General features: G+C 68.4%; 23 protein-coding genes and 1 riboswitch. Of the genes, 10 read left to right on the top strand and 13 right to left on the bottom strand.

Annotation, left to right across the window (positions count from 1 at the left end; translation table 11 throughout):
• Positions 1-385: 385 nt before the first annotated feature.
• From ACH413_RS39580 to ACH413_RS39595, 4 genes are all read left to right on the top strand, one after another.
• Positions 386-985 carry a 50S ribosomal protein L25/general stress protein Ctc gene (locus tag ACH413_RS39580; protein ID WP_360046980.1) on the top strand — a complete coding sequence of 200 codons (600 nt, stop codon included), beginning with the start codon at positions 386-388 and terminating at the stop codon, positions 983-985.
• Between the two features lie 62 nt (positions 986-1,047).
• A complete protein-coding gene (locus tag ACH413_RS39585) occupies positions 1,048-1,554 on the top strand; it encodes a DivIVA domain-containing protein (RefSeq protein WP_360046979.1) in 507 nt (168 codons plus the stop codon).
• On the top strand, positions 1,544-2,107 hold the full coding sequence (pth, locus tag ACH413_RS39590; RefSeq protein WP_360046978.1) for an aminoacyl-tRNA hydrolase: 564 nt from the start codon (positions 1,544-1,546) through the stop codon (positions 2,105-2,107). Before ACH413_RS39585 ends, pth begins: the two co-directional genes overlap by 11 nt.
• 36 nt (positions 2,108-2,143) lie before the next feature.
• Positions 2,144-2,458 (top strand): hypothetical protein, encoded by a 315-nt coding sequence (locus ACH413_RS39595; RefSeq protein WP_360046977.1) that lies wholly within the window; start codon positions 2,144-2,146, stop codon positions 2,456-2,458.
• Here the strand turns inward: ACH413_RS39595 and ACH413_RS39600 are convergent.
• Positions 2,455-4,068: a fatty acyl-AMP ligase gene (locus ACH413_RS39600; RefSeq protein ID WP_360046976.1), complete on the bottom strand. Its 1,614-nt coding sequence runs from the start codon at positions 4,066-4,068 to the stop codon at positions 2,455-2,457. The genes ACH413_RS39595 and ACH413_RS39600 overlap by 4 nt on opposite strands.
• A gap of 100 nt (positions 4,069-4,168) precedes the next feature.
• On the opposite strand from ACH413_RS39600, the gene ACH413_RS39605 reads away from it, so the two are divergent.
• Positions 4,169-5,509, top strand: a complete 1,341-nt coding sequence (locus tag ACH413_RS39605) for a DivIVA domain-containing protein (RefSeq protein ID WP_360046975.1) — start codon at positions 4,169-4,171, stop codon at positions 5,507-5,509.
• A 1-nt stretch (position 5,510) separates the two neighbouring features.
• Here ACH413_RS39605 and ACH413_RS39610 read toward each other — a convergent pair whose 3' ends face one another.
• The 9 genes from ACH413_RS39610 to metG all read right to left on the bottom strand — a co-directional run bounded on the left by ACH413_RS39610 (position 5,511) and on the right by metG (position 17,096).
• Positions 5,511-7,277 (bottom strand): ABC-F family ATP-binding cassette domain-containing protein, encoded by a 1,767-nt coding sequence (locus ACH413_RS39610; protein ID WP_360046974.1) that lies wholly within the window; start codon positions 7,275-7,277, stop codon positions 5,511-5,513.
• A gap of 64 nt (positions 7,278-7,341) precedes the next feature.
• A complete protein-coding gene (locus tag ACH413_RS39615) occupies positions 7,342-8,304 on the bottom strand; it encodes a 4-(cytidine 5'-diphospho)-2-C-methyl-D-erythritol kinase (RefSeq protein ID WP_396425637.1) in 963 nt (320 codons plus the stop codon).
• A gap of 57 nt (positions 8,305-8,361) precedes the next feature.
• Positions 8,362-9,162, bottom strand: coding sequence for a MetQ/NlpA family ABC transporter substrate-binding protein (locus ACH413_RS39620; RefSeq protein ID WP_360046972.1), 801 nt, complete (start codon positions 9,160-9,162; stop codon positions 8,362-8,364).
• A 28-nt stretch (positions 9,163-9,190) separates the two neighbouring features.
• A complete protein-coding gene (locus tag ACH413_RS39625) occupies positions 9,191-9,874 on the bottom strand; it encodes a methionine ABC transporter permease (RefSeq protein ID WP_360046971.1) in 684 nt (227 codons plus the stop codon).
• Positions 9,871-10,869, bottom strand: a complete 999-nt coding sequence (locus ACH413_RS39630) for a methionine ABC transporter ATP-binding protein (RefSeq protein WP_360046970.1) — start codon at positions 10,867-10,869, stop codon at positions 9,871-9,873. Before ACH413_RS39630 ends, ACH413_RS39625 begins: the two co-directional genes overlap by 4 nt.
• 220 nt (positions 10,870-11,089) lie before the next feature.
• Positions 11,090-11,183, bottom strand: a riboswitch (SAM riboswitch).
• Positions 11,184-11,271: 88 nt separating this feature from the next.
• Positions 11,272-12,102 (bottom strand): 16S rRNA (adenine(1518)-N(6)/adenine(1519)-N(6))-dimethyltransferase RsmA, encoded by an 831-nt coding sequence (rsmA, locus tag ACH413_RS39635; protein WP_360046985.1) that lies wholly within the window; start codon positions 12,100-12,102, stop codon positions 11,272-11,274.
• Between the two features lie 662 nt (positions 12,103-12,764).
• Positions 12,765-14,174: a transglycosylase family protein gene (locus tag ACH413_RS39640; protein WP_360046969.1), complete on the bottom strand. Its 1,410-nt coding sequence runs from the start codon at positions 14,172-14,174 to the stop codon at positions 12,765-12,767.
• Positions 14,175-14,476: 302 nt separating this feature from the next.
• Positions 14,477-15,298, bottom strand: a complete 822-nt coding sequence (locus ACH413_RS39645; protein WP_360046968.1) for a TatD family hydrolase — start codon at positions 15,296-15,298, stop codon at positions 14,477-14,479.
• Between the two features lie 7 nt (positions 15,299-15,305).
• Complete coding sequence (gene metG, locus ACH413_RS39650) at positions 15,306-17,096, bottom strand: methionine--tRNA ligase (protein WP_360046967.1); 1,791 nt, start codon at positions 17,094-17,096, stop codon at positions 15,306-15,308.
• A gap of 54 nt (positions 17,097-17,150) precedes the next feature.
• On the opposite strand from metG, the gene ACH413_RS39655 reads away from it, so the two are divergent.
• Genes ACH413_RS39655 through ACH413_RS39665 form a run of 3 tightly spaced genes read left to right on the top strand, consistent with a single transcriptional unit; the run spans position 17,151 to position 19,399 of the window.
• Complete coding sequence (locus ACH413_RS39655; protein WP_360046966.1) at positions 17,151-17,705, top strand: PadR family transcriptional regulator; 555 nt, start codon at positions 17,151-17,153, stop codon at positions 17,703-17,705.
• A gap of 58 nt (positions 17,706-17,763) precedes the next feature.
• Positions 17,764-18,696 carry an ATP-binding cassette domain-containing protein gene (locus tag ACH413_RS39660; RefSeq protein WP_360046965.1) on the top strand — a complete coding sequence of 311 codons (933 nt, stop codon included), beginning with the start codon at positions 17,764-17,766 and terminating at the stop codon, positions 18,694-18,696.
• Positions 18,686-19,399, top strand: coding sequence for an ABC transporter permease (locus ACH413_RS39665; RefSeq protein ID WP_360046964.1), 714 nt, complete (start codon positions 18,686-18,688; stop codon positions 19,397-19,399). The genes ACH413_RS39660 and ACH413_RS39665 overlap by 11 nt, the downstream gene beginning before the upstream one ends.
• Here the strand turns inward: ACH413_RS39665 and rsmI are convergent.
• Positions 19,391-20,236, bottom strand: coding sequence for a 16S rRNA (cytidine(1402)-2'-O)-methyltransferase (gene rsmI / locus ACH413_RS39670; protein ID WP_360046963.1), 846 nt, complete (start codon positions 20,234-20,236; stop codon positions 19,391-19,393). The genes ACH413_RS39665 and rsmI overlap by 9 nt on opposite strands.
• Positions 20,237-20,260: 24 nt before the next feature.
• Here rsmI and ACH413_RS39675 point away from each other — a divergent pair, with 24 nt between their 5' ends.
• Together ACH413_RS39675 and ACH413_RS39680 are read left to right on the top strand one after the other, a co-directional pair.
• Entirely contained in the window at positions 20,261-21,799 is a 1,539-nt protein-coding gene (locus ACH413_RS39675; protein ID WP_360046962.1) for a phospholipid carrier-dependent glycosyltransferase, read from the top strand.
• A gap of 112 nt (positions 21,800-21,911) precedes the next feature.
• Positions 21,912-24,035 (top strand): acyltransferase family protein, encoded by a 2,124-nt coding sequence (locus tag ACH413_RS39680; protein ID WP_360046961.1) that lies wholly within the window; start codon positions 21,912-21,914, stop codon positions 24,033-24,035.
• On the opposite strand, the gene ACH413_RS39685 is transcribed toward ACH413_RS39680, so the two are convergent.
• Positions 24,022-24,681 (bottom strand): hypothetical protein, encoded by a 660-nt coding sequence (locus ACH413_RS39685; RefSeq protein WP_360046960.1) that lies wholly within the window; start codon positions 24,679-24,681, stop codon positions 24,022-24,024. The genes ACH413_RS39680 and ACH413_RS39685 overlap by 14 nt on opposite strands.
• Entirely contained in the window at positions 24,671-25,192 is a 522-nt protein-coding gene (locus ACH413_RS39690) for an RNA polymerase sigma factor (protein ID WP_319975648.1), read from the bottom strand. Before ACH413_RS39690 ends, ACH413_RS39685 begins: the two co-directional genes overlap by 11 nt.
• Between the last annotated feature and the right edge of the window lie 9 nt (positions 25,193-25,201).

The following is a 25,201-nucleotide window of genomic DNA, read 5'->3' on the forward strand; positions in this document are numbered from 1 at the left end:
CCGCCCAACGCAACAGGCGTGCCATCTACCCGCGTGTGGCGCTATCCCCCGATCAGATTGCCGGGGGTCTGGGGGCAGAGCCCCCAGGGGAAGCAAGCAAGGCAACCAGGCCGCCCGCAAGGTGACCCACGCGCCCGGTCGCGATCAGCAAGTCGACAACCCGACCCCCGATTAGGCCCCCACCCCAACACTCACCTACACTGGTCGGGTTGCCTCGGCGAGGGCGAGCTATCCAGCTCAACGTGATCGACGCGGTGGCTCGATGCCGCGCGTGTTGAAGTCATCCGCATGCTGCTCGCCACCGCAGGCCACCCCCAAAGCTGAACCGCTGATACTTGTGCACCGCCCCGACGTACAAGGCCAGACTTGTAAGGAGTACCCCACCGTGTCCGAGGTCCGTCTCGCCGCAGAGCAGCGCACTGAATTCGGCAAGGGCGCCGCCCGCCGTACCCGTCGCGCCGGCAAGATCCCCGCGGTGCTCTACGGCCACGGTTCCGACCCGCAGCACCTGGCCCTGCCGGCGCTCGAGTTCGCCCGTGTTGTCCGTGAGCACGGCCAGAACGCCGTCCTCACCCTCGCCCTCGGTGGCGAGAGCGAGCTGGCGCTCACCAAGACCGTCACCACGCACCCGATCAAGAACTACATCGAGCACGTCGACCTGCTGCTCGTGAAGCGCGGCGAGAAGGTCACCGTCGAGGTGCCGCTGTCCATCTCCGGCGAGCCCGCCTCGGGCACGCTGCTCACGCAGGACCTCAGCACGATCCAGATCGAGGCTGACGCCCTGAACATCCCGGACCAGATCGAGCTGTCGATCGCGGGCATCACCGCCGGCACCCAGATCCACGCCAGCGACCTGACCCTGCCGGAAGGTGCCGTCCTGATCACCGACGCCGACGCTCTCGTCGTCGCCGTGAACGAGGCGCCGTCCGCCGCGCAGCTCGAGGGTGACGAGGCCGCTCCGGCCGAGGCCACCGAGGAAAGCTGAGCCCCATCACGTCGGGCAGAAACGACGGCGCGTCACCTCCTCACAAGGGGGGCGGCGCGCCGTTGCAGTACCTGCGGCCCGCCGACGTCCGGTCCAAGACCTTCCGCCGCAAGCGGCAGGGCTACAACCCGGACCAGGTCCACGAGTTCCTGCAGATCGTCGCCGACGCGCTGGCCGGCCGTCTCCGCCTGAACCCGGACCACGTGCGCACCGTCAGGTTCGCCACGGTCCCGAACGGCTACGACCCGCTCAGCGTCGACGGCGTCCTGCACCTGCTGGAGTTCCAGATCCGCAACGGCATCGTGCCGCCGACGGGCCTGAACACCGGCGAGGACCTCCACGCGCGCAAGCTCCCCAAGGCGAGCACCGGATACGATCGCGCCGAAGTCGACGCCTTCGTCCTCCGCGCCGCGGCCAACCTGGACGGCCGGGGCGCCATGACCTCCACCGAGGTCCGCAACACCCGGTTCAGCACCACGTCCGGCCTGCTGGGCAAGGGGTACCAGGTGCAGGCCGTCGACACGTTGCTGGACGATCTCGAGCAGGAGTTGCGGTTCCGTGGACGCTGACCTCGCCCTCATCGTCGGCCTGGGCAACCCGGGCCCGAAGTACGAAGGCAACCGTCACAACATCGGCTTCCTGGTCCTCGACGAACTGGCCGCTCGCGTCGGCGGCAAGTTCAAGGCCCACAAGTCCGGTGCCGAGATCGTCGAGGGCCGCCTCTCCGGCCACCGAGTCGTCCTCGCCAAGCCGCGCAGCTTCATGAACCTCTCCGGCGGCCCGGTCGCGAGCGCCGTGAAGTTCTTCAAGCCCACCACCATCCTCGTGATCCACGACGAGCTGGACCTCCCGTTCGCCGCGCTGCGCATGAAGCTCGGCGGCGGCGACAACGGCCACAACGGACTCCGCTCCATCACGAAGTCCCTGGGCGGCCCGGACTACCACCGCCTGCGCTTCGGCGTGGACCGCCCCTCCGGCCGCCAGGACCCCGCCGACTACGTCCTGAAGGACTTCTCGACGGTGGAACGCAAGCAGCTCGCCCTGGAGATCGACCGGGCGGCGGACGCGGCCGAGGCCCTGGTCACCAAGGGCCTGGAAGCAGCACAAAACAGCTTCCACTGACGTGCACAATGGACGGCATGGCGAACCGAAAGGTCCATGCCGCGTAGGCGCACGCCCATGCTGGTGGCCGCGTTCTCCCGGCGCTTCACGTCAGACGTCCTGCGGCTGGAACTGAGCCGCAACTACCTCGGGCTCTTCGCCGTGGAGATCGCACTCCGGGCGTGGACCGAGTTCGTGCACAACCCGTACCGCAGGCTCTGGGACTTCGAGTCCAAGGGCTGCGGAATCTCGTGGTGTTGCACCGACCCGTACGAGGCCCGTGAGCTCCTCGGCTTCGTCGCCCGCGCACTCCCCCGCAAGAGCGCGAAAGAACTGCGCAGGCGACTCGCCGAACTGGATGCCCTCTACTAGACCAACTCGGCCGCGGCGGACCGCCGGAGCTTCCCGGACGGCGTCTTCGGCAACGTCCCCGGCGGCTGCACCACCACGGCGAACGGCCGCAGCCCGACCGCGTCCACGACCCGAGCCGTGACCTGCTTGACCAGATCCTTCTCGGCGGCCTCATCCCCGGCCAGCTTCGACTCCAGCACCACGGCGAACCGTTCCCGCTTCGTCCCCGCGTCCAGCCGCACGGCGACGGCGTTGCCGGCCCGCACTCCCTCGACGGAGCAGGCGGCACGCTCCACATCGGTCGGGTAGATGTTCCGGCCGCCCATGATGATGACGTCCTTGCGGCGCCCGCAGACGACCACCTGGCCGTCTTCGACCACGTACCCGAGGTCCCCGGTGGACAGCCAGCCTTCGGCGTCCTGTGTGGCTAGTGGACCGTTCACCGTCAGGTAGCCGGGAGTGACGGCCTCGCCGCGGATCTGGATCTCGCCCACGTCCCGCACACCGAGCACGTCACCGGAGTCCGAGACCACCCGCAGTTCCAGGCCGGGCAACGGCGGGCCGAGCAACGGGAACGCGCGACCGTCCGAAGCGGGCACCGCCTTCTTGTCCGCCTCCACGGCGTCCGCGTCCACGACATCGACCGACAGGCCGGTGAACAACGGCGCGAAAGCCACACCCAGAGTGGTCTCCGCCATGCCGTAGGCCGCCAGGATCGACTCCGGGCGCAGCCCGAACCGTTCGCCCGCGGCGACGAACGCCTCCACGGCGGAGGGATCGATCGGCTCGGCGCCGTTCAGCGCCAGGCGCATCGTCGACAGGTCGAAGGAGTCGGACGAGGAGGCCAGGCGGCGCGCCACGATCGCGTAGGCGAAGTTCGGCGCGGCGGTGATGGTGCCGCGGTACCGGGTGATGAGGTCGGCCCACAACGTCGGGCGTGACAGGAAGTCGACGGGTGTGACCTTCACCAATTCCAGTCCGAACAGCATCGGCACGGTCAGGAAGCCGACCATCCCCATGTCGTGGAACAGCGGCAGCCACGAAACCATGACGTCAGAGGCGGGATCGAGCGCCGCCGCGATGCGCATTCCCTCGGCGTTGGCCATCAGATTGCGGTGCGTGATTCGCACCGCCTTGGGGTCAGCCGTCGATCCACTCGTCAACTGCAGCAGTGCCGTGGCATCCTCGTCGGTGGGAACAGGAGCAGAGATCGGTTCCGCGTCGAGTTCGGAGAGCAGTTTGTAAGGCACTCCGTGCTGGTCCAGAACGGCGGCAAGGGCGTCGAAGGGGCTGCCGAGCAGGACCAGACGCGAATCGATCATGGCGAGCACCCGCAGCGTGTCCTCGGCCCACTCGGCCAGGTCGGTGCGTGGTGTGGGTTGATGCAACATCGTGACGCTGCCACCACACAGCCATGCGGCTTGCACGGCTGGGGCGATCACGGCTGGTTCGGCGGCGAGCACGGCGATCGCGGTGCCCGGCGCCACGTCGAGCGCACCGGCCATCCGCCGGGCGCGTTCGTGCACCTCGGCCCAGGTCTGGCGGACTGGCGCGGCGGGTTCACCCGTCGTCATGCCCCTGTCCCCGCCGCTGGAGGCCGTCGCCAGCATCACATCCACGAACTGACTCATGTTCGCGATCGTAGTGGCGCCGTTTGGTCCATCAGGGCGAAACGTTATGCCACGCGAAACGCGATACTCCCCAGTACAGGTACGCAGGAGGAGGTCATTGGTGGATCGGGGCGGCCCCGGAGCGCAGCATCGTCTACCCGCGCATCCGGCACCTCTGCTCTCCGCGCAGGACGTGGCCCTGGTCGCGTTCCACCGTCCCCCGCGTGGTCAGCGCGGGTACGACGCGGCTGAGGTGGACGCGTTTCTCGACCGGGTCGAGAGCACCATGAAGAGCAAGGACATCCTCACGCGTGAAGACGTGCTGAACGTCAAGTTCAGCACCGCGACCCGTGATCCGGGCTACGACGTGAACGAGGTCAACGTCTTCATGGAACTCGTCGCGGACACGCTGCGGTCCACTCCGCAACGCCAGCAGGCCTCCGCGCCGGCCCAGGGCGCCCACGCGACGTCGCAGGCGATGAGACCCGCGGTGCGACTGTCCCCTGACGACGTCGCCGCCGTGCGCTTCCACAAGCCCAGACCGGGGACCCGCGGCTACCACGAGGGCCAGATCGACGCGTTCCTGGACCGCATCGAAGGCACTCTGCGTGGCAGGGACAACCTGACCAGCCAGCAGGTGCAGGACGCCGTGTTCGGCGAGACCGCACCAGGCACGTTCGGCTACGACGAGGAAGACGTCGACACGTTCCTCGACCTCGTGGTGCTGATGTTCGAGACCGCACCGCCACCGCGCACAGCGGGCCCGCCGACGACGCAGCTCCCGCAGCAACAGCAGCGGCCGCAGCAGCGCAGTCCGCAGCCAGATCCACGCCTGCGGCCCGAACCGCGTCCGCAGCCACAGCAGCGTCGCCCGCAGCCGCCGGCCCCGCTGCAGCCCGCTCAGCAGGCCGCGATGCCGAAGTCCATCGACTCGCCGAAGCTCACCGCGGCGGACATCCGCAACATCGCGTTCCACCGCCCTCCCCGTGGCCGCCGCGGCTACCAGGAGTCCCAGGTGGACGCGTTCCTCGACCGCATCGAGGCGACGCTGCTCGGCCAGGACAACCTGACCGGCAAGGACGTCCGCGACGTGCGGTTCTCCCGCCCGCTGATAGGCCGGCGGGGCTACGACGAGACCGAGGTGGACGGGTTCCTCGGCCAGATCGAGCAGCAGCTCTCCGGACCGGTGCGCAGCATGCCGCAGGTCAAGTCGTGGAAGGACCTCCGGCAGCTGCGGATCCCGCAGGCGGCGGCCGGCCAGCGCGGCTACCGCACCGCGCAGGTCGACCGGATGCTGGAGGAGATCGGCGTCGCGCTCGACGGCATGCTCGGCGCGAGCTCCGAAGAGGTCATGAAGGCGCGCTTCAGCTACGCGTTGCTCTCCGGCCAGGGCTACGACACGTCGTTCATCGACGAGCTGCTGCCCCAGCTCGCCGCCGAACTGCGCCGCAAGGGCAAGTAGTTCAGCCCTCGACCACCTCGGCCGCCGCCATCCACTGAGCCTCCACGTCGGACTCCTCCGCCAGCACGGCGCGGAGTTCGGCGTCGAGCTTCAGCAACCGGCCGGAGTCGGTCGCGGCGTCGGCGAGAGCGGCGTGCAGCTCCGCTTCCTTCTTGTGCAGCGTCTCCAGGCGGCGCTCCAGCCTGGCCAGCTCCTTGCGGGCGGCGCGCTGGTCTGCGGCGTTGGACGGCGCCTTGCCGGCGGCCGGAGCCGCGGACTCCCTGTCGCGCATCGAGTCGCGGCGCTTGAGGTACTCCTCGATGCCGCCGGGCAGCTCGGTCAGCCCGCCGTCGCCGAACAGCGCCACGACCTTCTCGCACACGCGCTCGACCAGGTACCGGTCGTGCGAGATCACGACGAGCGTGCCCGCCCACGAGTCGAGCAGGTCTTCCAGCTGCTGCAACGTGTCGATGTCCAGGTCGTTCGTCGGTTCGTCGAGCAGCAGCACGTTCGGCTCGGCCATCAGCAACCGGCACAGCTGCAACCGCCGCCGCTCGCCACCGGACAGGTCCGCCACCGGCGTCCACTGCTTCTGCGACGAGAACCCGAACCGCTCGCCCAGCTGCGAGGCCGACATCTCGTACTTGCCGAGCACGACGCGCCGCGCGACCTCCTCGATCGCCTCCAGCACGCGCATCGACCCGTCGAGGTCGAGCAGCTCCTGCGAGAGGTGCGCGATCTTGACCGTCGAGCCCTGGATCCGCTTGCCCGTCTCGGTTTCGCGTTCCCCGGCCAGCAGCCTCAGCAACGTCGTCTTGCCGGACCCGTTGACGCCGACCAGACCGATCCGCTCACCAGGGCCGATGCGCCACGTCAGGTCGCGCACCAGGTAACGGTCTGGAATGGACAGTGTCACGTCCTCGAGCTCGATCACCGTGCGGCCCAGCCGCTTCTTGGCGAACGCGAGCAGCTCGACGTTGTCGCGCAACGGCGGCACGTCCGCGATCAGGGCCTCGGCGGCCTCGATCCGGTAGCGCGGCTTCGAGGTGCGCGCGGGCGCGCCGCGGCGCAGCCACGCGAGTTCCTTGCGCGCCAGGTTCTGCCGCTTCTCCTCCAGCACGTCCGCGAGGCGGGTCCGCTCGGCGCGGGCGTAGATCCAGTCGGCGTAGCCGCCCTCGTACTGCTCGACCTTGCCGTTCACCACTTCCCACGTGCGGTTGCAGACCGTGTCGAGGAACCACCGGTCGTGGGTGACGACGACGAGCGCGCACTTGCGGGCCAGCAGGTGCTCCGCGAGCCACCGCACACCCTCGACGTCGAGGTGGTTCGTCGGCTCGTCGAGCACGATGAGTTCGAGGTCCTGGATCAGCGCGGCCGCGAGCACGACCCGGCGCCGCTCGCCACCGGACATCGTGGAGACCACGGAGTCCAGGCCCAGCGCCATGATCCCGAGTCCGTCCAAAATGGACCGAACGCGGGCGTCGGCAGCCCACTCGTGCTCGGCGTCGAACCCGAGCGGGTCGATCACCGCGTTGCGCACCGTCGAACCGTGCGGCAGTTCGGTGCGCTGCGTCACGACGGCCATCCGCAGATCGCGCGACCGCGACACCCGGCCCTCGTTCGCGGGCTCCTCCCCGGCCAGCACCTCGAGCAGCGTCGTCTTGCCACCGCCGTTCAGGCCGACGACGCCGATGCGGTCGCCTTCGTTGACGCCGAGCGACACGCCGTCGAGCAGCGGCCGGACGCCGAACGACTTCGACACGGACTCCAGGTTGACCAGGTTGGCCATCAAAACCTCACGACTAGTAAGAAACTGCCCGATGCAGGCTACCCAGGAGGACCAAGGCCCTCGGTTACGCGTGCACCTCGGGGGGCGTGGGCTTGGGCTCCTCAGTCGCGATCACACGCGCTCCGGGGACCGGTCCGTGCGCCACCCGCACCGTCCGGCACACACCGGCACCGGCGAGCTCGGCGGCCACCTTCACCGCCGCGTCGCCGTCCTCGCACAGGAACGCCGTCGTGGGCCCGGAACCGGACACGATGCCGGCCAGCGCGCCCGCGTCGACGCCCGCGCGCAGAGTGCGGCGCAGGTTCGGGCGCAACGAGACTGCGGCGGCCTGGAGGTCGTTGCCCAGCAGCAGAGCGAGCTGACGGGGGTCGCCGGAGGACAGGCCCTCCAGCACGGCTTCGACGGCGCCGACGCGCGGCGGGTCTCCCTCGGCGCGCAGGCGGTCCAGCTCGTCGAACACGTCCGGAGTGGACAGTCCGCGGCGGTCGAACGCCAGCACCCAGTGGAACTGGTGGCGGCCCAGCACGGGCACGATCCGCTCGCCGCGGCCGGTGCCCAGCGCGGTCGAGCCGTACAGGGCGAAGGGAACGTCCGCGCCGAGCTTCCCGGCCAGTTCGGCCAGCTCGTCGCGGCTGATGTCGAGGCGCCACAACGACGACAGGCCGACCAGCGCCGCCGCCGCGTCCGCGCTGCCGCCCGCCATGCCGCCCGCGACCGGGATGGCCTTGCGGATGACGACGCGGACCTTGGGGTCGTCCGGGTCCTTGCCGACGTGGGTGGCCAGCAGCTGGACCGCGCGCCAGGCGAGGTTCGAGGCTCCGGTGGGCACCTGGTCGGCGCCCTCGCCGTACACCTCGACTCCTGGCTCGTCGGCGACCGCGACCGTGACCTCGTCGACCAGGGAAAGCGCCTGGAAGATCGTCACCAGGTCGTGGTAGCCGTCCGGGCGCACGTCACCTACGGCCAGGTGCAGGTTGACCTTGGCCGGGACGCGAACTGTGACCGGGGGTGGAACGACTGCGAGCACCATGTCAGCGTACGGGCGTTCTGGTGTCCCGGACTCCTCCCCCGGTCACTGTCGCGGTCAGACCGGGATGACCGAACCGTTGAAGGTCTGCTTGATGTAGTCCTTGACCTGCTGCGATCCGAGGAGCTCCGCCAGGTCCCTGATGCGCTTGTCGTCCTTGAGCTCGGTGCGCGTGACCAGGCCGTTCGCGTTCGGGTTGCCCTCGGCCTTCTCCAGCGCGAGCGAGTCGGTGGCGGGCTTGAGGCCGGCGTCGATGGCGTAGTTGCCGTTGATGACCGACGCGTCGGTGTCCTCCAGCGAACGCGGCAGCTGAGCGGCCTCCAGAGGCACGAACTGCAGGTTCTTGGGGTTCTCCGCGAGGTCGCGCACGGTCGGCTGGTCCACGGCCTTGAGCTTGATCAGGCCGTTGGCCTCCAGCAGCTTCAGGCCGCGCGCCTCGTTGGTGGCGTCGTTCGCCACGGCGATCTTGGCACCGGACGGCAGCTCGTCGAGCTTCTTGACCTTCTTCGAGTACAGGCCGAGCGGCTCGACGTGGACGGGCTGGACCCACTCCACCTTGGCGCCGCTCTCCTTCGTGAACGTCTCCAGGTACGGGACGGTCTGGAAGTAGTTGGCGTCGAGCGACCCGTCGACCAGCGCCGTGTTCGGCTGCACGTAGTCGGTGAACTCGACGACCTCGATCTTCAGGCCCTTCGACGCGGCGAGGTTGTCGGCCACGTACTTGAGGATCTGGGCGTGCGGGACCGGCGAGACGCCGACCTTCAGCGTGTCCGAGGCGGACGCGCCCCCGGACGAGCAGGCGGACAGAGCAGTCAAACCGGTCAAAGCGACTGCGATCAGGGCAGCACGAATACGCATTACGTTCCTTTTGAGAAATTGCTACGGGTCAGACGGAGGCGTGCCGGCGCCGGTCGGACGCACGGGCGGCACGGGTGAAACCGAGCTGGATCACGGTGGTGAGCACGGCGAGCCACGCCACGGTGCTCCACAGGATCCGGTCGTTGAAGCGCTGGTAGCCCTCGCGGATCGCCAGGTCGCCGAGGCCACCGCCACCGATCACGCCGGCCATCGCCGAGTACCCGATCAGGGCGATCACGGTGACGCCGATGGCGTTGATCAGCGCGGGCAGCGACTCGCGGATCAGCACGCTGCGCACGATCCGCAACGTCGAGGCGCCGGTCGTGATCGCGGCCTCGACCACGGTCACGTGCACCTCGGACAGGATGTTCTGCACGAGCCGCCCCACGAACGGGATCGCTCCCACGGCCAGCGGCACGATGACCGCCGTGCTGCCGATGGAGCCGCCGACGATGAGGCGGGTGACCGACGTCAGCGCGACGAGCAGCACGATGAACGGCATCGCGCGGCCCAGGTCGGTGACGAAGCTCAGGACCCTGTGCACCGCGGCGTTCGGCCGCAGCCCACCCTTGGCGGTGAGCTGCAACCAGACACCTACGGGAACTCCGAGAACGGTGGCGATGACGGTCGAGACGCCGACCATGTACAGCGTCTCGCCGGTTGCTTCGAGGAGGAACGAGAAAACGTCGGACCAGGGTGTTGCAGACCTCACGCAGCTACTCCCTGCGGGCCCTTCAGGGACCTCTGCACCGAGCCGCCGGCCTCGCCGATCCACTCCAGAGCGGAGTCCGAGCGCTCGCCGTTCAGGCCGAGCCGGAACCGCGCGACCGGGGTCTCGCCCAGTCGCGTGAGGCCGCCACCGACGATGTTCAGCTCGACGCCGAACCGGTGGGAGACCTCGGGAAGCAGGGCACCGACCGCGGCGAACCCGACGAGCACGACGTCCGCGACGCGGTCGTAGCTGCTCTCGTTGATCGGGTTCAGGTCGACGGCGGGCAGCAGCGCACTGCTCGTGCGGCTCGCGACGTCGTTGACCAGGTCCAGCACCTTGCCGTGCTCGACGACGCGGCCCTGCTCCAGCACAGCGACGTCATCGCAGATCTTGCGGACCACGCCCATGTCGTGCGTGACAACGAGAACGGTCACACCCAGCTCGGCGCGCGCACGGTCGAGCACGGTCAGCACGGAACCGGTGGTCTCCGGGTCCAGCGCGCTGGTCGGCTCGTCGGCGAGCAGCACGGACGGATTGGCAGCGAGGGCGCGTGCCACGGCGATGCGCTGACGCTGCCCGCCGGACAGCTGGTCGGGGTACGAGCCGGCCTTGTCGGTCAGCCCGACGAGGTCCAGCAGCTCGCCCACCCGGGTGCGGCGCTGCGGTCCGGGAACGCCGGCGGACTCCAGCGGCAGTGCGATGTTGCCGGCGGCCGTGCGCTGACGGAGAAGCGAATCCCCTTGCGGCACAACGCCGATCTGGCGGCGGGCGGCACGCAGGGCCGACCCGTCGAGGCTGGTGATGTCGGTGCCGTCGACGCGGATCGCACCCGAGTCGGGGCGCTCGAGCAGCGCGACGCAGCGGGCGAGCGTCGACTTGCCGGCGCCACTCGGGCCGACGACACCGAGCACGGTTCCGGCTTCGACGTCGAGGGTCACGCCGTTGAGGGCACTGACGCCCTGGAAGGACTTGGTGAGGTTTTCGACGGTGATCATGTCTGCTCCACGGCTGCGCGCGACGGCACACTGTCCGATTGAGACGGACGTGCGCGGTCAGAATTTCTGCTCAGGTGTGTGCGCCACTCGTGACTGAGTGCGCGTCAAAGGACTTTTAGAAGGCGCCTTAGACGAGGTGGCGACGACATGCAGAAGACGAGCGACGGCACTGGTCGATGACTCGACGGCGCGTCAGCATTCGCACGGTACCCATGGTGCTCCTCCATCGGTCCTGGCGTTAGCACCTGCCCGCATCCAGCGGGTGGTTGCTGCGACGTCGTAGAGCCAGGTCTCTCAGTCGCTCCGGATGGCAAGTAGCAGTCAACCGGACGGACGTTCGGTTGCGCAAGCCAGAATCCGATTCGTTCGACAGATCACACTGTTGGCCGAAGGATCCCCGGCCTAGACCTCGGCGATCCGGATGAAGTCGATCACGCTCAGCTGCTCGCCTCTTTGCTGGGGATCCACACCGGCTTTGGCGAGCAGTTCGTCAATGTTTCCCGGGTTGCCGGCCCAGCCCTTCAACGCCGCCCGCAGCGTCTTGCGGCGCTGCGCGAAAGCGGCGTCGACGATCGAGAAGAGCTTCTTCCGATCCACTGTGGACAGCGGCTTTTCGTGGCGCTGGAACCACACCAGGCCCGAGTCGACGTTGGGCGCGGGCCAGAAGACGTTCTTGCCGATGGAGCCGGCCTTCTTGGACTCCGCGTACCAGGCGAGCTTCACGCTGGGGACGCCGTAGATCTTGTTGCCGGGCTTCGCCGCCATCCGGTCGGCCACCTCGGCCTGGACCATGACCAGGCCCTTCTGGAGGCTCGGGAGTTCGGCCAAGAGGTGGAGCACCACCGGGACCGCGACGTTGTACGGGAGGTTCGCGACGATCGCCGTGGGTTGGACCGGCAGGTCTTCTTGGGTGACTTTCATGGCGTCCTTGAGGACGACGTGGAGCTTGCCCGCGTTGTCCGGGTCCATCTCGCCGACCGTCTGCGGCAGCCGCTGCGCCAGCGGCGGGTCGATCTCGACCGCGACGACCTGCCTGGCGACGGGCAGCAGGGCGAGCGTCAGGGAGCCGAGGCCGGGGCCGACCTCCAGGACCACGTCGTCCTCCGTCAACCCGGCGGCGGCGACGATCTTGCGGACCGTGTTCGGGTCGTGCACGAAGTTCTGGCCGAGCTTCTTGGTCGGGCGGATGCCCAGCTCTTCAGCCAGACGACGAACTTCGGCAGGTCCCAGCAGGCTCACCGGTGCATTCTCGCAGGCTCACCCGTGGAGGGACGGGCTGGGACCGCGGGGCCGGGGGGCGGGTCGGCTTGCGTTGGCTTGTCGCGTTCCAGCGGGGTGGTCGCCTGGCGGGCGGGTGGTCGCCTTGCGAGGGTGGCCGGGCGGGCAGTACCGAGCCGGTGCCAGTCATCGCCGCTTCGCGACGATCGCGATTGGGGCTTGACCTTGAGCCTCTGGCGGGATGCTTGACGGCCGGAAAAGGCCGGGCTGAAAAGCGCCCGGCCGTGCCCATGAGGGGAGCATCCCGCCCACTCAAGGTCAAGCCCCAATCGCCGGGTTGGTTGCGTCATCACCGCTTGACCGGCAGGCCCAGGTTCACACGCCTCGGCTTCGCCATTGCCGTTGGCGGCAGGGGTGCTCGGCTTCGCCGTTGCCTTGGGCGTGCGGAGAGACGGCTCGGCTTCGCCATTGCCGTTGACGGCCGGGCCCTGCCCGAGCCTCAACCACCGATCGCCCACCCCGGCTCCGACCACGTCACCCGACCTCACCGGTGCGGCCCGGCTCCGGCACGTCGCTCAGCGCACCCGACCTCACCGGGGTGCAGTTCGGCAACGACGAAGGCCGCCCGTGGCGAACCAGGGCGGCCTTGTCAGGGGGACGGAGAGGGTTGTGCGTGTTTACGGCAGGCCGAGCTTCGCGCGGCAGCCCGGCCACGCGCCGTACGTGCCGCCGGCGCGGTCGCGGAGCTTGGTCGCGATGGCGATCTGCTGCTCGCGGGTCGCCTGGTGCGGAAGCTGCGCGTACGCGGTGCCGCCGTTGGCCGCCCACGTGCCCGCGTTGAACTGCAGGCCGCCGTAGTAGCCGTTGCCGGTGTTGATGGCCCAGTTGCCGCCGGCCTCGCACTTGGCGAGACGGTCCCAGACCTCGCCGTCGGGCAGAGGCTTGGTGCCGACGGTGACCTTCTTCGGCTTCGGCTCCTTGGTGACCTTGCCGCTGAGCTTCTCGCGGCCGACCTCTTTGCCGTTCTTGACCGTGACGCGGTAGGTGACGACCTGTTCGCCGGCCTCGCCGGGGTCGGTGACCTTCTGCTCGCCCGCGTTCATGTTCGGGTCGTTGGTCTTCTCGACCGGCGGCGCGACGGGCTCGTTCACGTTGATGACCGTGACGCCGGTGCGCGAGATGTAGACCTCGGCGCCGGTCGCGAGCTTCACGTCCATGCCGGACGCGACGGCGTCCTCGGGGCCGAGGCTGAGGTTCTCGGCCTTCAGCAGCTCGTCGACGGTCAGTGCGGTCGTCTGGACCTCGCGGACCGGGTTCGCGCCGTCGAAGAGCTTGATGTTCTTGCGGGTCTTGACCTCGACGCTCATGCCCTCGAGCGGCACGTCGTGCGAGCCGGGCGCGGACATCCAGGCGCCTTCGAGCGGCACGCCGAACTGCTTGGCGGCCTCCTCGACGGTGACCGAGCGGACCCAGTCCTCGCGAGCCTGGCCGTCGATGCTCATCTTGACCAGGCGACCGCGGTCGAGGCTGATCTTGCCGCCGTCGGAGATCGGGGCGTTCAGCGAGGGCGACAGGGCGTCGTGCTCACCGACGACGATGCCTTCCTCCGCCAGGACCTCGCCGACCGTGCCCTCGTACGAGTGGACGGTCTGCAGCGCGCCGTCGACCTCGACGGTCAGCGACTTGTCCATCGCCATCGCGGTCACACCGCCACCGGAGATCGACACCAGGACCGCGGCGACCGTGCCCTTGAGGAAGCGGCGCTTCCACGTCGAGGCGGCCTTGACGAGGACCTGCGGGTCGCGCAGCTCCTCTTCCTCCGACGGGAGGACGAGGGGCGGCATGATCGTCGTCTCGGCGTTGATGAGACGGATCAGCTCGTCGACGTCCACGTTCGCCGAGGCGAGCAGGTCGTCGGCGTCCGGGCCGAGCACGTCGAGCACGTCCGCGGGCGTGATGGTCAGCGCACCGGCGGGGAAGCTCGGGTGGGGATCAGCGACATCAACCGCCGTGCCGCCGACGGGCGTGAACCAGTCGGTGTCGTCGTTGAAGTCGTACGGAGCAGCAGCTCTGTCGCTACCAGACAAGGGTCGATACCTCCATTGCGGAAGCTGTGAGGCCACCGCACAGTTGGCGTTGACAAGATCATTCGAGTTGGAGCTCGAAGGTTCCCGGCAACTCCTCCTACGTGGTCTCGCTTCTTCGCGCTTCTGGCTTCGGTCCCGCCCCGACTGCGGGCGTGCTCCGAACCGACTGGGTCGGCTCAGGTGGCACGGTCACGGGACAGTAACGGGGTGAGGCACGTTGCGCAAACACCCCCACCAATGTTGTGACGTCAGTCACCCCATGGGGGTAGGAACCCTTTGCTCCGTTCGCTCTAAGTCGCATTTCAGTGGTCAAGCCCGAACACTCGTTGAGCAGTACGGGTGACGGCGGAGCAGAGTTCAGAAAGATCTTCGTCACGCAGCGTCGCGAGATCCCGAATTGTGTAATTCACACAATAGGGTTCGTTTGGACGGCCCCGGAACGGATGGGGCGTCAGGAACGGCGCATCGGTCTCGACCAGGAGCTGGTCCTGGGGCACGAGAGCGGCCGCCTCCCGCAGCGCACGGGCGTTCTTGAACGTCACCGGGCCCGCGAACGACAGCACGTACCCCGCGTCGACGCACCGCCGGGCGAAGTCCGCATCACCGGAGAAGCAGTGGAACACCACTGTGGACGGTGCGCCCTCGGCGTCGAGGATCTTGAGGATGTCCTCGTGCGCGTCCCTGTCGTGGATCATCAACGGCTTCCCGACGCGCTTGGAAAGGTCGATGTGCCAACGGAAGGCCTCGTGCTGGGCGGCCGGCGGCGAGTAGTCCCAGTAATAGTCCAAACCGGTCTCACCGATCGCGACCACGCGGGGCAGCACGGCCAACCGCTCCAGTTCGGCCTTCTCCGCGTCCCCGAAAGAAGAGGTGCGCGTCGGGTGCACGGCGACCGCCGCGTAGACCCGAGGGTCCCAAGTGGACGCCTCGGCGGCCCACTGCGCGGCCTTCAGGTCGTCCGCCACGGTGATCACGTGCGAGACGCCGGCGGCCTCGGCCCGATCGAGCAGCACCGCCACGTCGGCCGCGTCCACGGCCCCGCACGCGTCGAGATGGGTGTGGGCGTCGATCACCGGTGCCGGAAGAGCTTCCGGCACCGGCGGTCGTTCACGCTTGTCCGTCACAGGGCGATCACTTGACGATCGGAGCCCACTCGGGCCCCTCGTCGCCCAGTTCCTTCTCCAGCCTCGCGAACAACGGCGACGGCTTCTGCAGCGGGCGGCCGACCTCGAGCGGCGTCGACTCCCACTTGGCCTGCTCACTGGCGTAGTCACCGGTCAGCACCGGGTACGAACGGTCGGGGATGTCCAGGTCGTCGACCTCGGTCATCTCCGGCTGTGCGGCCCACACGCCCGTGCCGCCCAACGCCTCGTGCACCTTCTGCGCCGAGTGCGGCAGGAACGGCGTCATCAGCGTGTTCGCGTCCTGCACGACCTGCAACGCGGTGTGCAGCACCGAGTCGCGGCGGTCCAGGTCGTCCTTGAGCTTCCACGGCTCCTGGTCGGACAGGTACTTGTTCGCCAGCGAGATCACGCGCATGGCCTCGCCGGTGGCCTGCTTGAACCGCGAGCGGCGCAGGTGCGCGCCGACCGTGTCGAACGCCGCCTTGGACTGCGCGAGCAGCTCGTGGTCGGCAGGCGTCAGCGCGGTGGCCTTCGGGATCGCGCCGACGTTCTTGTGCGCCATCGAGATCGAGCGGTTGACCAGGTTGCCCCACTCGTTCGCCAGCTCGAAGTTCGTCCGGCGGACGAACTCCTCCCAGGTGAAGTCGGTGTCCTGGTTCTCGGGACCCGCGACGGAGATGAAGTACCGCAGCGCGTCCGGCCCGAACTCCTTGAGGAAGTCACCGACGTAGATCACGGTGCCGCGCGACGTGGAGAACTTCGAGCCGCTCATCGTCAGGTACTCCGACGACACGACCTCGGTCGGCAGGTTCAGCGTGCCGAACCGGCCGGGCTCGCCGCCCTTGTCGCCCGCGCCGTTCTGCCCGAGCAGCAGCGACGGCCAGATGAGCGAGTGGAAGACGATGTTGTCCTTGCCCATGAAGTAGTAGCTCTGGGCGTCGCCGCTCCAGAACTCCTTCCAGGCGTCGGGGTTGCCGGAACGCCGCGCCCACTCGACGGAGGCGCTCAGGTACCCGATGACCGCGTCGAACCACACGTAGAACCGCTTCATCGGCTGGTCGCTCCACCCGTCGAGCGGGATCGGCACACCCCAGTCGAGGTCGCGGGTGATCGCGCGCGGCCGCAGGTCCTTGATCAGGTTCTGCGAGAACTTGAGGACGTTCGGGCGCCAGTCGGACCGCGTGCCCATCCAGCTGCTCAGCGAGTCGATGAACGCGGACAGGTCGAGGAACAGGTGCTCGGTCTCGACGAACTTCGGCGTCTCGCCGTTGATCTTCGAACGCGGGTTGATCAGTTCCGACGGGTCGAGCTGGTTGCCGCAGTTGTCGCACTGGTCGCCGCGCGCGCCCTCGTACCCGCAGATCGGGCAGGTGCCCTCGATGTAGCGGTCGGGCAGCGTGCGGCCGGTCGACGGGCTGATGGCGCCCATCTCGGTCTTGGGGACGACGTAGCCGTTCTTCCACAGCGCGGAGAACAGGTCCTGCACCACCTGGTAGTGGTTGCCGGTGGTGGTGCGGGTGAAGAGGTCGTAGGACAGGCCGAGGCCCTGCAGGTCAGAGGCGATGACGCGGTTGTACTTGTCGGCGAGCTCGCGGGCGGTGAGCCCTTCCTTCTCGGCCTGCACCTGGATGGGTGTGCCGTGCTCGTCCGTGCCGCTGACCATGAGCACCCGGTGTCCGGACATTCGCATGTAGCGGGAGAAGACGTCGGACGGGACACCGAAACCGGAGACGTGACCGATGTGCCTGGGGCCGTTGGCGTAAGGCCAGGCCACCGCGGTCAGTACGGAGGCACTCATGGCAATAGCCTACGGAGGCGGTGCCAGGGGGTTTTCACCGAGTGGGAGGTCTGTTTGTCCGCGACCAGGATGCTGGTGCTCGGCGTGGTCAAGCTCGTCGGCGAAGCGCACGGTTACGTGGTGCGCCGCGAGCTGAAGTCGTGGTCGGCGGAGAGTTGGGCGAACGTGCAGCCGGGCTCGATCTACCACGCGCTGAAGTCGCTGGCCAAGGACGGCCTGCTGGAGCCGGTCGGCACCGCGGAGTCCGAGGAGGGCCCCGCCCGCACGACCTACAAGATCACCGCGGCCGGTGAGCACGAGCTCCAGGACCTGCTCAACCACGCGCTGGCCGATCCGGCCGCCGGCAACGACGAGCTCTCCGCGGGCGTCGCGATGCTCAACCTCGTCCCCCGCAGGCAGGCGGTCGTGCTGCTGAAGAACCGGCTGGCGGGTCTGGAAGGGCAGCTCACCCCCACCCGGCACGGCATCTCGTCGATGCCGGAGATGGGCAAGCCCGCGCACGTCAGCGAGCTGTTTCGACTGTGGCTCGTCCATCTCGAAGGCCAGGTGCGCTGGACTCAGGAGCTGATCGAACGCCTAGAGGCCGGTGCGTACGAGCTAAGTGACTAGTCAAACTTGATTAGTCCCCGCTAGCCTCTAGTCAAAGTTGACTAGAGGGGATTCAGTCATGATCAAGGCACGCGGCCTCGCGCGCCGATTCACCACGAAGACCGGTCCGGTGGACGCGGTCGCAGGGGTGGACATCGACGTCGCCGAGGGCGAGCTCGTGGGGTTCCTCGGCCCGAACGGCGCAGGCAAGTCCACGACGTTGCGCATGCTCACGACGCTGTTGCAGCCCACAGCGGGCGAGGCGACGATCGCCGGCCACGACCTGCTCACCGACCCGGCCGGAGTGCGCCGCAACATCGGTTACGTGGGCCAGAAGAACGGCTCCGGCCAGGACCAGCGGGTCGCCGACGAGCTGGAGTTCCAGGCCCGTTTCTACGGACTGTCCAAGCACGACGCCCGCACGAAGGTCGCCGACCTGCTCGACCGGTTCGACCTGCAAGGCCTGGAGAAGCGCGGCGTCATCACGTTGTCGGGCGGCCAGCAACGCCGGCTCGACATCGCGATGGGCATGCTGCACGACCCGCGGCTGCTGTTCCTGGACGAGCCGTCCACGGCGCTCGACCCGCAGAGCCGCCGCAACCTGTGGGACCACATCAAGCAGCTCAAGGCCGACGGCGTCACGGTCTTCCTGACCACGCACTACCTGGACGAGGCCGACTACCTGAGCGACCGGCTGCTGGTGATCGACCACGGCTCGATCGTGGGCGAGGGCTCACCGGACGAGTTGAAGCACCGCGTCTCCGGCGATCTGGTCGTGCTCGGCACGCCGCAGGCCTCGATCGTCGCCTCGAAGTTCGAGAACGCCGTGATCGACGGCGAGAAGGTCAGCTTCCGCATCCCGAACGGCGACCGCGCGTTGCCGGGACTGCTGCGCGACCTCGACAACATCGGTGTGGAGCTGCACTCGGTGCAGGTCCACCGGCCGACGCTCGACGACGTGTTCCTGACCATGACCGGCCGCTCGTTGCGGGAGGAAGCCAATGCTGCGTGACACCTGGCTCGTGTTCTCCCGCGTGATGCTGCCGGTCCTGCGCAATCCCGTCGCGGTCGTGTTCGGCATCGCCCAGCCGTTGCTCTACCTCGGCCTGTTCGGACCGCTGCTGGGCGAGGGTGGCTGGCAGTGGTTCGTGCCGGGTCTGCTGGTGCAGATGGCGTTGTTCGGCACGGCCTACGCGGGTTTCTCGCTGCTGCCCGAGGTGCGCACGGGCGTGATGGAACGCCTGCGGGTCACCCCGGTCAGCCGGGTCGCGCTGCTCGTCGGCAGGGTCGGCAAGGACGTGGTGCTGCTGGTCGTGCAGAGCCTGCTGATCATGCTGGCCGCGATGCTGTTCGGGTTCCGGGCGTCGCCGGGCCAGATGCTGCTCGGACTCGGGCTGGTGGCGTTGCTGGGCATCGCGATCGGCTCGGTGTCGTACGCGATCGCGTTGAAGGTGAAGCTGGAGTACGTCTTCGCGTCCGTGCTGTCGGCGTCGATCGTGCCGTTGATGCTTTTGAGCGGCGTGCTGCTGCCGATGTCGAACGGCCCGCAGTGGCTCTACTGGCTGTCGCGGGTCAACCCGCTGGCGCACGTCGTCGACGCCGAGCGGTCGATCTTCAACCCCGGCTCGATGTTCTACGGGCTGGTCTCGGTCGCTGCTTTGGTGCTGGTCGGCGTGTTCTACGGCGTGCGGACGTTCAACAAGGAGTCAGCTTGACTTGATCGCCGCGTCGTAGAGCGTCTTCTTGCTGATCCCGGCCGCCTCCGCGACCTCGGCGGCGGCCGACTTCATCCGTTCCCCGTCGGCGACGCGCTGCTTGACCTCGGCGACGAGCGTGTCGAGGTCGGGCGTGTCCGCGATGGGAGCGGGACCGAGCACCACGGTGATCTCGCCGCGTGCGCCTTCCACGGCCCACTCGGCGAGTTCGGCAAGAGTTCCGCGCACGACCTCTTCGTACTTCTTGGTCAGCTCGCGGCACACGGCGGCACGACGGTCCGGCCCGAGCACCTCGACGGCGTCCGCGAGCGTGTCCGCGAGCCGGTGGGGTGCCTCGAAGAAGACGACGGTGCGTTGCTCGGTGGCCAAAGGTGCGAACCAGCGCTTGCGCTCACCGGACTTGCGCGGCGGGAAGCCGTCGAACGCGAACCTGTCGCTCGGCAGGCCGGACAGGGCGAGCGCCGTCGTCACCGCGGACGGCCCCGGCAGGCAGGTGACCTTCAGGTCCTGCTCGACGCACGCGGCGACGAGCCGGTAGCCGGGATCGGACACGGACGGCATTCCGGCGTCCGTCACGAGCAGCACGGTCGAGCCGTTGTGCAGCGATTCGAGCAGCCCGGGAAGGCGCCCGATCTCGTTCTGGTCGTAGAAGCTGATCACCTTGCCGGACGGCTTGACCTGCAACGCGGCCGCGAGGCTGTGCAGGCGCCGGGTGTCCTCGGCGGCGATCACGTCGGCGGTCTCCAGAGCCTCGATCAGGCGCGCGGAGGCGTCGCGGATGTCCCCGAGAGGGGTGGCTGCCAGGACGAGACGGCCTGAACCGGATACAGGACTCACAAGCTTCACCCTACGATCGGCGGCGTGACAGTCCTCGTGCAGCCAGGAGAGGCGCCCGTCTTCGTCGAGGAGCCGCGCACAGATCGTGCGGCGACGCTCGCCCCGCCTCCGTACGGAGACCGGATGCGCGGGTGGCTCATGACGATCGTCGTGACGCTGATCGGTGCCGTCGTGCGCTTCTGGAACGTCGGTTATCCGACGGACAAGGGCACGCCGATCTTCGACGAGAAGCACTACGTGCCGCAGACGGCGCAGGTGCTGCGCAACGGCGGCTACGAGGACAACCCGGGCTACGAGCTGATCGTCCACCCGCCGCTCGCGAAGCAGCTGATGGCGATCGGCCAGGAGCTCTTCGGCTACGACGGCATCGGCTGGCGGTTCGCGTCGGCGCTCGCGGGTGCGATCACGATCCTGCTGATCGTCCGGATCGCCCGCCGCCTGACCCGTTCGGACCTGCTGGGCGCGCTCGCCGGCATCCTGCTCATCGCGGACGGCGTCTCGCACGTCCAGTCGCGGATGGGCATGCTCGACATCTTCCTGGCGTTGTTCGTGGTCGCCGCGTTCGGCTGTCTGGTCGTCGACCGCGAACAGATGCGCGAACGTCTGGCCGTGGCCGTGCGCGAGGGCTTCATCAACAACTCGGCCTTCGGCCCGTGGATCGGCTTCCGCTGGTGGCGCTTCGGTGCGGGCGTGATGCTCGGTGCCGCGTGCGGCATCAAGTGGTCGGGCATCTGGTACATCGCCGCGTTCGGCCTGCTGACCGTGGTCTGGAGCGCGCTGGCACGACGGGCCGCGGGCGTCGAGGAACCGTGGCTGGGCGCGCTGGCCAAGGACGTGCTGCCGTCGCTGGGCGGCCTGGTCGCCATCCCGGTGCTGGTCTACATCGCGACGTGGTTCCCGTGGATGGCCAGCGAGACCGGCATCGACCGGCACGTGGTCGGCGGCAAGGTCAAGGACATCTCGTACATCCCGGACGTCCTGCAGTCGCTGTGGTATAACGCGAAGAACGTCTACAAGTTCCACGTCGAGCTGGTCACCTCGGAGACCAACCGGCACCCGTGGGAGTCGAAGCCGTGGACGTGGCCGATGGGCCTGCGTCCGATGCTCTACTACTACGACAACTCCGTGACGGGCTGCGGCGCGGCGTCGTGCCTCGGCGCGATCATGCTCATCGGCACGCCCGCGATGTGGTGGCTCGCGTTCCCGGTGATCGGCTGGGCGATCTTCCGCACCATCGGCCGGATGGACTGGCGCTACGCCGGCGTCCTGGTCGGCTACGCGGCGGGCCTGCTGCCGTGGTTCCTCAACCTCGACCGGCAGATGTACTTCTTCTACGTCACGCCGATGGCGCCGTTCCTGGTGCTGCTGATCGTGCTGGCGCTGGGCGAGATCCTGGGCCGCAAGACCGCGGGCTCCGAACGCCGTGGCACCGGTCTGCTCGTCGTCGCGCTGTACGTGGGCATCGTGGTGGCGAACTTCGTGTGGCTGTGGCCGATCTTGAACGGCAACCCGATCACGCCGGAAATGTGGCAACAGCAACTGTGGCTGCCCAGCTGGCGGTGAAATTTCTTCACGTCGGGTTAGTATCCCCCGTCTTCAGCACGATCGAGTGACCCCTGACCAGGGATTAAGTCACTGAGAGTCGTCGTGCTGATCAATCCTGGGGGATTCAGCCATGAGCACGACTGCGGAACTGAGCGAGAAACCGGACATCGAGAGACCCGCCAGCGGCAAGCCGGCGGGTACCGGTTTCCGCACCGACATCCAGGCACTGCGCGCGATCGCGGTGCTGGCCGTGGTGGTCAACCACTTCTGGCCTGATGGACTGACCGGTGGTTACGTCGGTGTCGACGTCTTCTTCGTCATCTCCGGCTTCCTGATCACGTCGCACCTCGACAAGGAGATCGTCCGCACGAGCCGGGTGCGGCTCGGCACGTTCTACGCGCGACGGGTCCGGCGGCTGCTGCCCGCGGCGTTCCTGGTCCTCGGGTTCAGCATCATCGCCGCCTACTTCCTGCTGCCCTACCCGCGCTGGACGGCCAACGCCTGGGAGTCCTTCGCCGCCGCCTCCTACTGGGAGAACTGGCTGCTCGCGGGCAAGTCGGTGAACTACTCCGCGCAGAACGAGGCCGCGAGCCTCGTCCAGCACTACTGGTCGCTGTCGGTCGAGGAGCAGTTCTACCTGTTCTGGCCGCTGCTGCTGATCGGCTTCTTCAAGATCGGCAGGCGCCGCTGGGTGGTGCTCGGCGTCGCGATCCTCTTCGTGGTGTCGTTCGCGCTGAGCGTTTACTACACGATCGCCTCGCCCAGCCAGGCGTACTTCATCACGCCGGTGCGGGTGTGGGAGTTCGCGATCGGCGCCGGTGTGGCGCTGGCGTCCATGAAGCTGGTGCTGCCCCGCGTGGCGGCGGAACTCGCGGCGTTCGCCGGCCTCGCCATGATCATCGCGACGGCGTTCCTCTACGACCACCACACGGCGTTCCCCGGCTACCTCGCGATGATCCCGGCGGCCGGCACCGGCCTGGTGATCATGTCCGGCCTGCGTCCCGGCAAGCAGTGGCACACAACGGTGACCGCGTCACGGCCCGTGCAGTTCATCGGTGGCATCAGCTACTCGCTGTACCTGTGGCACTGGCCGTTCCTGCTGCTCGCACCGTTCGCGCTGAGCGGCCTGCTGGACAAGGGCAAGCTCAGCACGCCGTGGCTGCTGGGCCTGCTCGCGCTGTCGATGGTCGTCGCGTGGGTGTCGAAGGTGGTCGTCGAGGACCACGGCATGTCGTGGGGCCCACTCACCCGCAGCCGCGGCCTGACGTTCTCGAGCATGATGATCGGCATCGCCGTCGTCACGATCATGGCCGGCGGACTCCAGTGGACCTACCACCGGCACGTCGCCCAGGCGGACCGGGACGTGGCCGCGGGTCTCGACGGTCCGTGCCACGGCGCCAACGCCATGATCGGCATCAACGGCTGCCCGACCCCGTTCGGCCCTGCCCGCGTGCCGGCGATGGGTCCGGCCAACGAGTACTGGCCGATCGCGCCGGAGTGCCGGCGGGTCCAGGACTACAAGGCGGAGGACAAGGACACCACGTCCGTCTGCGACTTCTCCGGTGGTGACGCCGCGGCCGAGAAGGTCTGGCTCGTGGGCGACTCGCACGCCCAGCAGTGGCAGCCGCCGATCTTCGAGATCGCCCGCGAACGCAAGTGGCAGCTCAAGGTCAGCTTCCTCGGCGCGTGCCCGTTCGCGGACGTGCGGAACTCGTCGTTCCGCGGTGACGAGCACCCCGAGCAGGAGGTCAAGCGCTGCGCGGACTGGACGAAGCGGATGACCGACGTGATCGCCGACGACAAGCCGTCGATGGTGCTGACGTCGTTCTACTCGCGTGAGGAACCGGCTGACGACAAGAGCGGCCGCAGCCAGACCGAGCAGTACCGCGCCGGCCTGGAACCGCGGTGGCGCAAGTGGACGGACGCGGGCGCCCGCGTGGTCGTGCTGGCCGATCCGCCGTACAACGGCAAGGTCCGCTCGCCCGACTGCGTGACCCTGAACGCGTCGAACCCGGAGGCCTGCGCGATCCCGCGCGCGGTGGCGCACCCGGCCGACCCGTTGACCGAGGTCGCCCGCAGCACGGGCAACACCGGGGTGTCCCTGGTCGACCTGTCCGAGTACTTCTGCGACGACAGGCAGTGCCACGCCGTGGTCGGGAACGTGGCGGTGTACTACGACTCCGACCACCTCAACAGCCAGTACACCCGCAGCCTGGTGCCGATGATCGAGAAGGCACTGGCTAGCTCTCGCTGATCTTCAGCGCACGCTCCCTGGTCAGGTCGCCTTCGAGCCTGTTGGTGACCTGACCTCGTTGCCAGAGCAGGGTTTGCGCGGCGGCCTGTGGCTCCTCGGTGTGCCACTGGCCGTCGCGGTCGATGTAGAAGAACACGTGCGGGTAAGGGATCCAGATCCGGTCGTTGATCTGCTCGACGCCGTCCTGGTGGATCAGCTTGCCGATGGTGGTGCTGATCGTGCCGTCGAACTGGTCGAGCCGCAGGGTTCCGTAGTGCAGGGTGACGAACCGTCCTTCGTGGACGGTGATCTTGTCCGGCTCGCCGAGTTCCGCCGGCAGGTGGATCTCGAACGGCATTTCTCTTCGCGCTACTTCGAGCGAGACCTCCTGGCTGGGCAACGGAGGCGCGACGCTCCGCGGTGCCTCGGTGCGGAACTCGACGCCGGCGAACTCCAGGAGGTTCTGCACGCCCGCCCGCACCGCCGGGGACACGGCGAAGGCGATCGCGAAGGCCGTCACCGCCGCCACCAGTGCGGTGAGCCAACGGTTTCCGCGCTGGGGCGCGTTGATCCGGGTCAGCACTTGAGCGGTGACGTCCGGCGGTTCCGGCACGTGGATCCGCCGGCCCAGGTCGAGGAGGGCGGCCTCGGTCGGTTCATCGGTCATGGGCCACCTCCTCCAGCATCGGGCGCAGTTTGGCGAGTGCCCTGGACAGCCGCGACTTCACGGTTCCCTTGGCCAGGCCGAGGGTCTGCGCGGTCTCGGCCTCGCTCAGCTCCAGCAGGTACCGGCACGTGACGACCTGGCGATCGTGCTCGGGCAGGCTCTGCACGGCCTTCAGGAGCTGGGCGCGGGAGTCGTCCACGAGCGTGCCGGGGTCGTCGTGGTCGACCGTCTCGGTGACGGTGGCGAGCTTGAGCTCCATCAGGTTGCGCCGCCGCCGGCCGCGGTGCAGGTTCTTGGTCTCGTTGGCGACGATCTTGAGCAGCCACGGCTTGAAGTCGGCTTCCGGCTTGAACGTGCCGAGCTTCCGGTACGCCTTCACGAACGCCTCCTGCACCACGTCACCGGCGTCCGCACCCGCCCCGAGCAGGTAGGCCGTCCGGTGCGCGAGCGCGGTGTACCGGGCGACCAGCTCGCCGTAGGCCGCCTGGTCGCCTGCGATCGCCCGTGCCACCGCTTCGTC

It is taken from the genome of Lentzea sp. NPDC020367, from assembly GCF_044387305.1.
Classification (GTDB): domain Bacteria; phylum Actinomycetota; class Actinomycetes; order Mycobacteriales; family Pseudonocardiaceae; genus Lentzea.

What these genes read in the sequence shown, in the direction of transcription:
- ACH413_RS39600 (WP_360046976.1), bottom strand. Translation starts at nt 4,068, where the DNA reads ATGAGTCAGTTCGTGGATGTGATGCTGGCGACGGCCTCCAGCGGCGGG.
- ACH413_RS39610 (WP_360046974.1), bottom strand. Translation starts at nt 7,277, where the DNA reads ATGGCCAACCTGGTCAACCTGGAGTCCGTGTCGAAGTCGTTCGGCGTC.
- ACH413_RS39665 (WP_360046964.1), top strand. Translation starts at nt 18,686, where the DNA reads ATGCTGCGTGACACCTGGCTCGTGTTCTCCCGCGTGATGCTGCCGGTC.
- ACH413_RS39680 (WP_360046961.1), top strand. Translation starts at nt 21,912, where the DNA reads ATGAGCACGACTGCGGAACTGAGCGAGAAACCGGACATCGAGAGACCC.
- ACH413_RS39660 (WP_360046965.1), top strand. Translation starts at nt 17,764, where the DNA reads ATGATCAAGGCACGCGGCCTCGCGCGCCGATTCACCACGAAGACCGGT.
- ACH413_RS39685 (WP_360046960.1), bottom strand. Translation starts at nt 24,681, where the DNA reads ATGACCGATGAACCGACCGAGGCCGCCCTCCTCGACCTGGGCCGGCGG.
- ACH413_RS39630 (WP_360046970.1), bottom strand. Translation starts at nt 10,869, where the DNA reads ATGATCACCGTCGAAAACCTCACCAAGTCCTTCCAGGGCGTCAGTGCC.
- metG (WP_360046967.1), bottom strand. Translation starts at nt 17,096, where the DNA reads ATGAGTGCCTCCGTACTGACCGCGGTGGCCTGGCCTTACGCCAACGGC.
- ACH413_RS39620 (WP_360046972.1), bottom strand. Translation starts at nt 9,162, where the DNA reads ATGCGTATTCGTGCTGCCCTGATCGCAGTCGCTTTGACCGGTTTGACT.
- ACH413_RS39595 (WP_360046977.1), top strand. Translation starts at nt 2,144, where the DNA reads ATGCCGCGTAGGCGCACGCCCATGCTGGTGGCCGCGTTCTCCCGGCGC.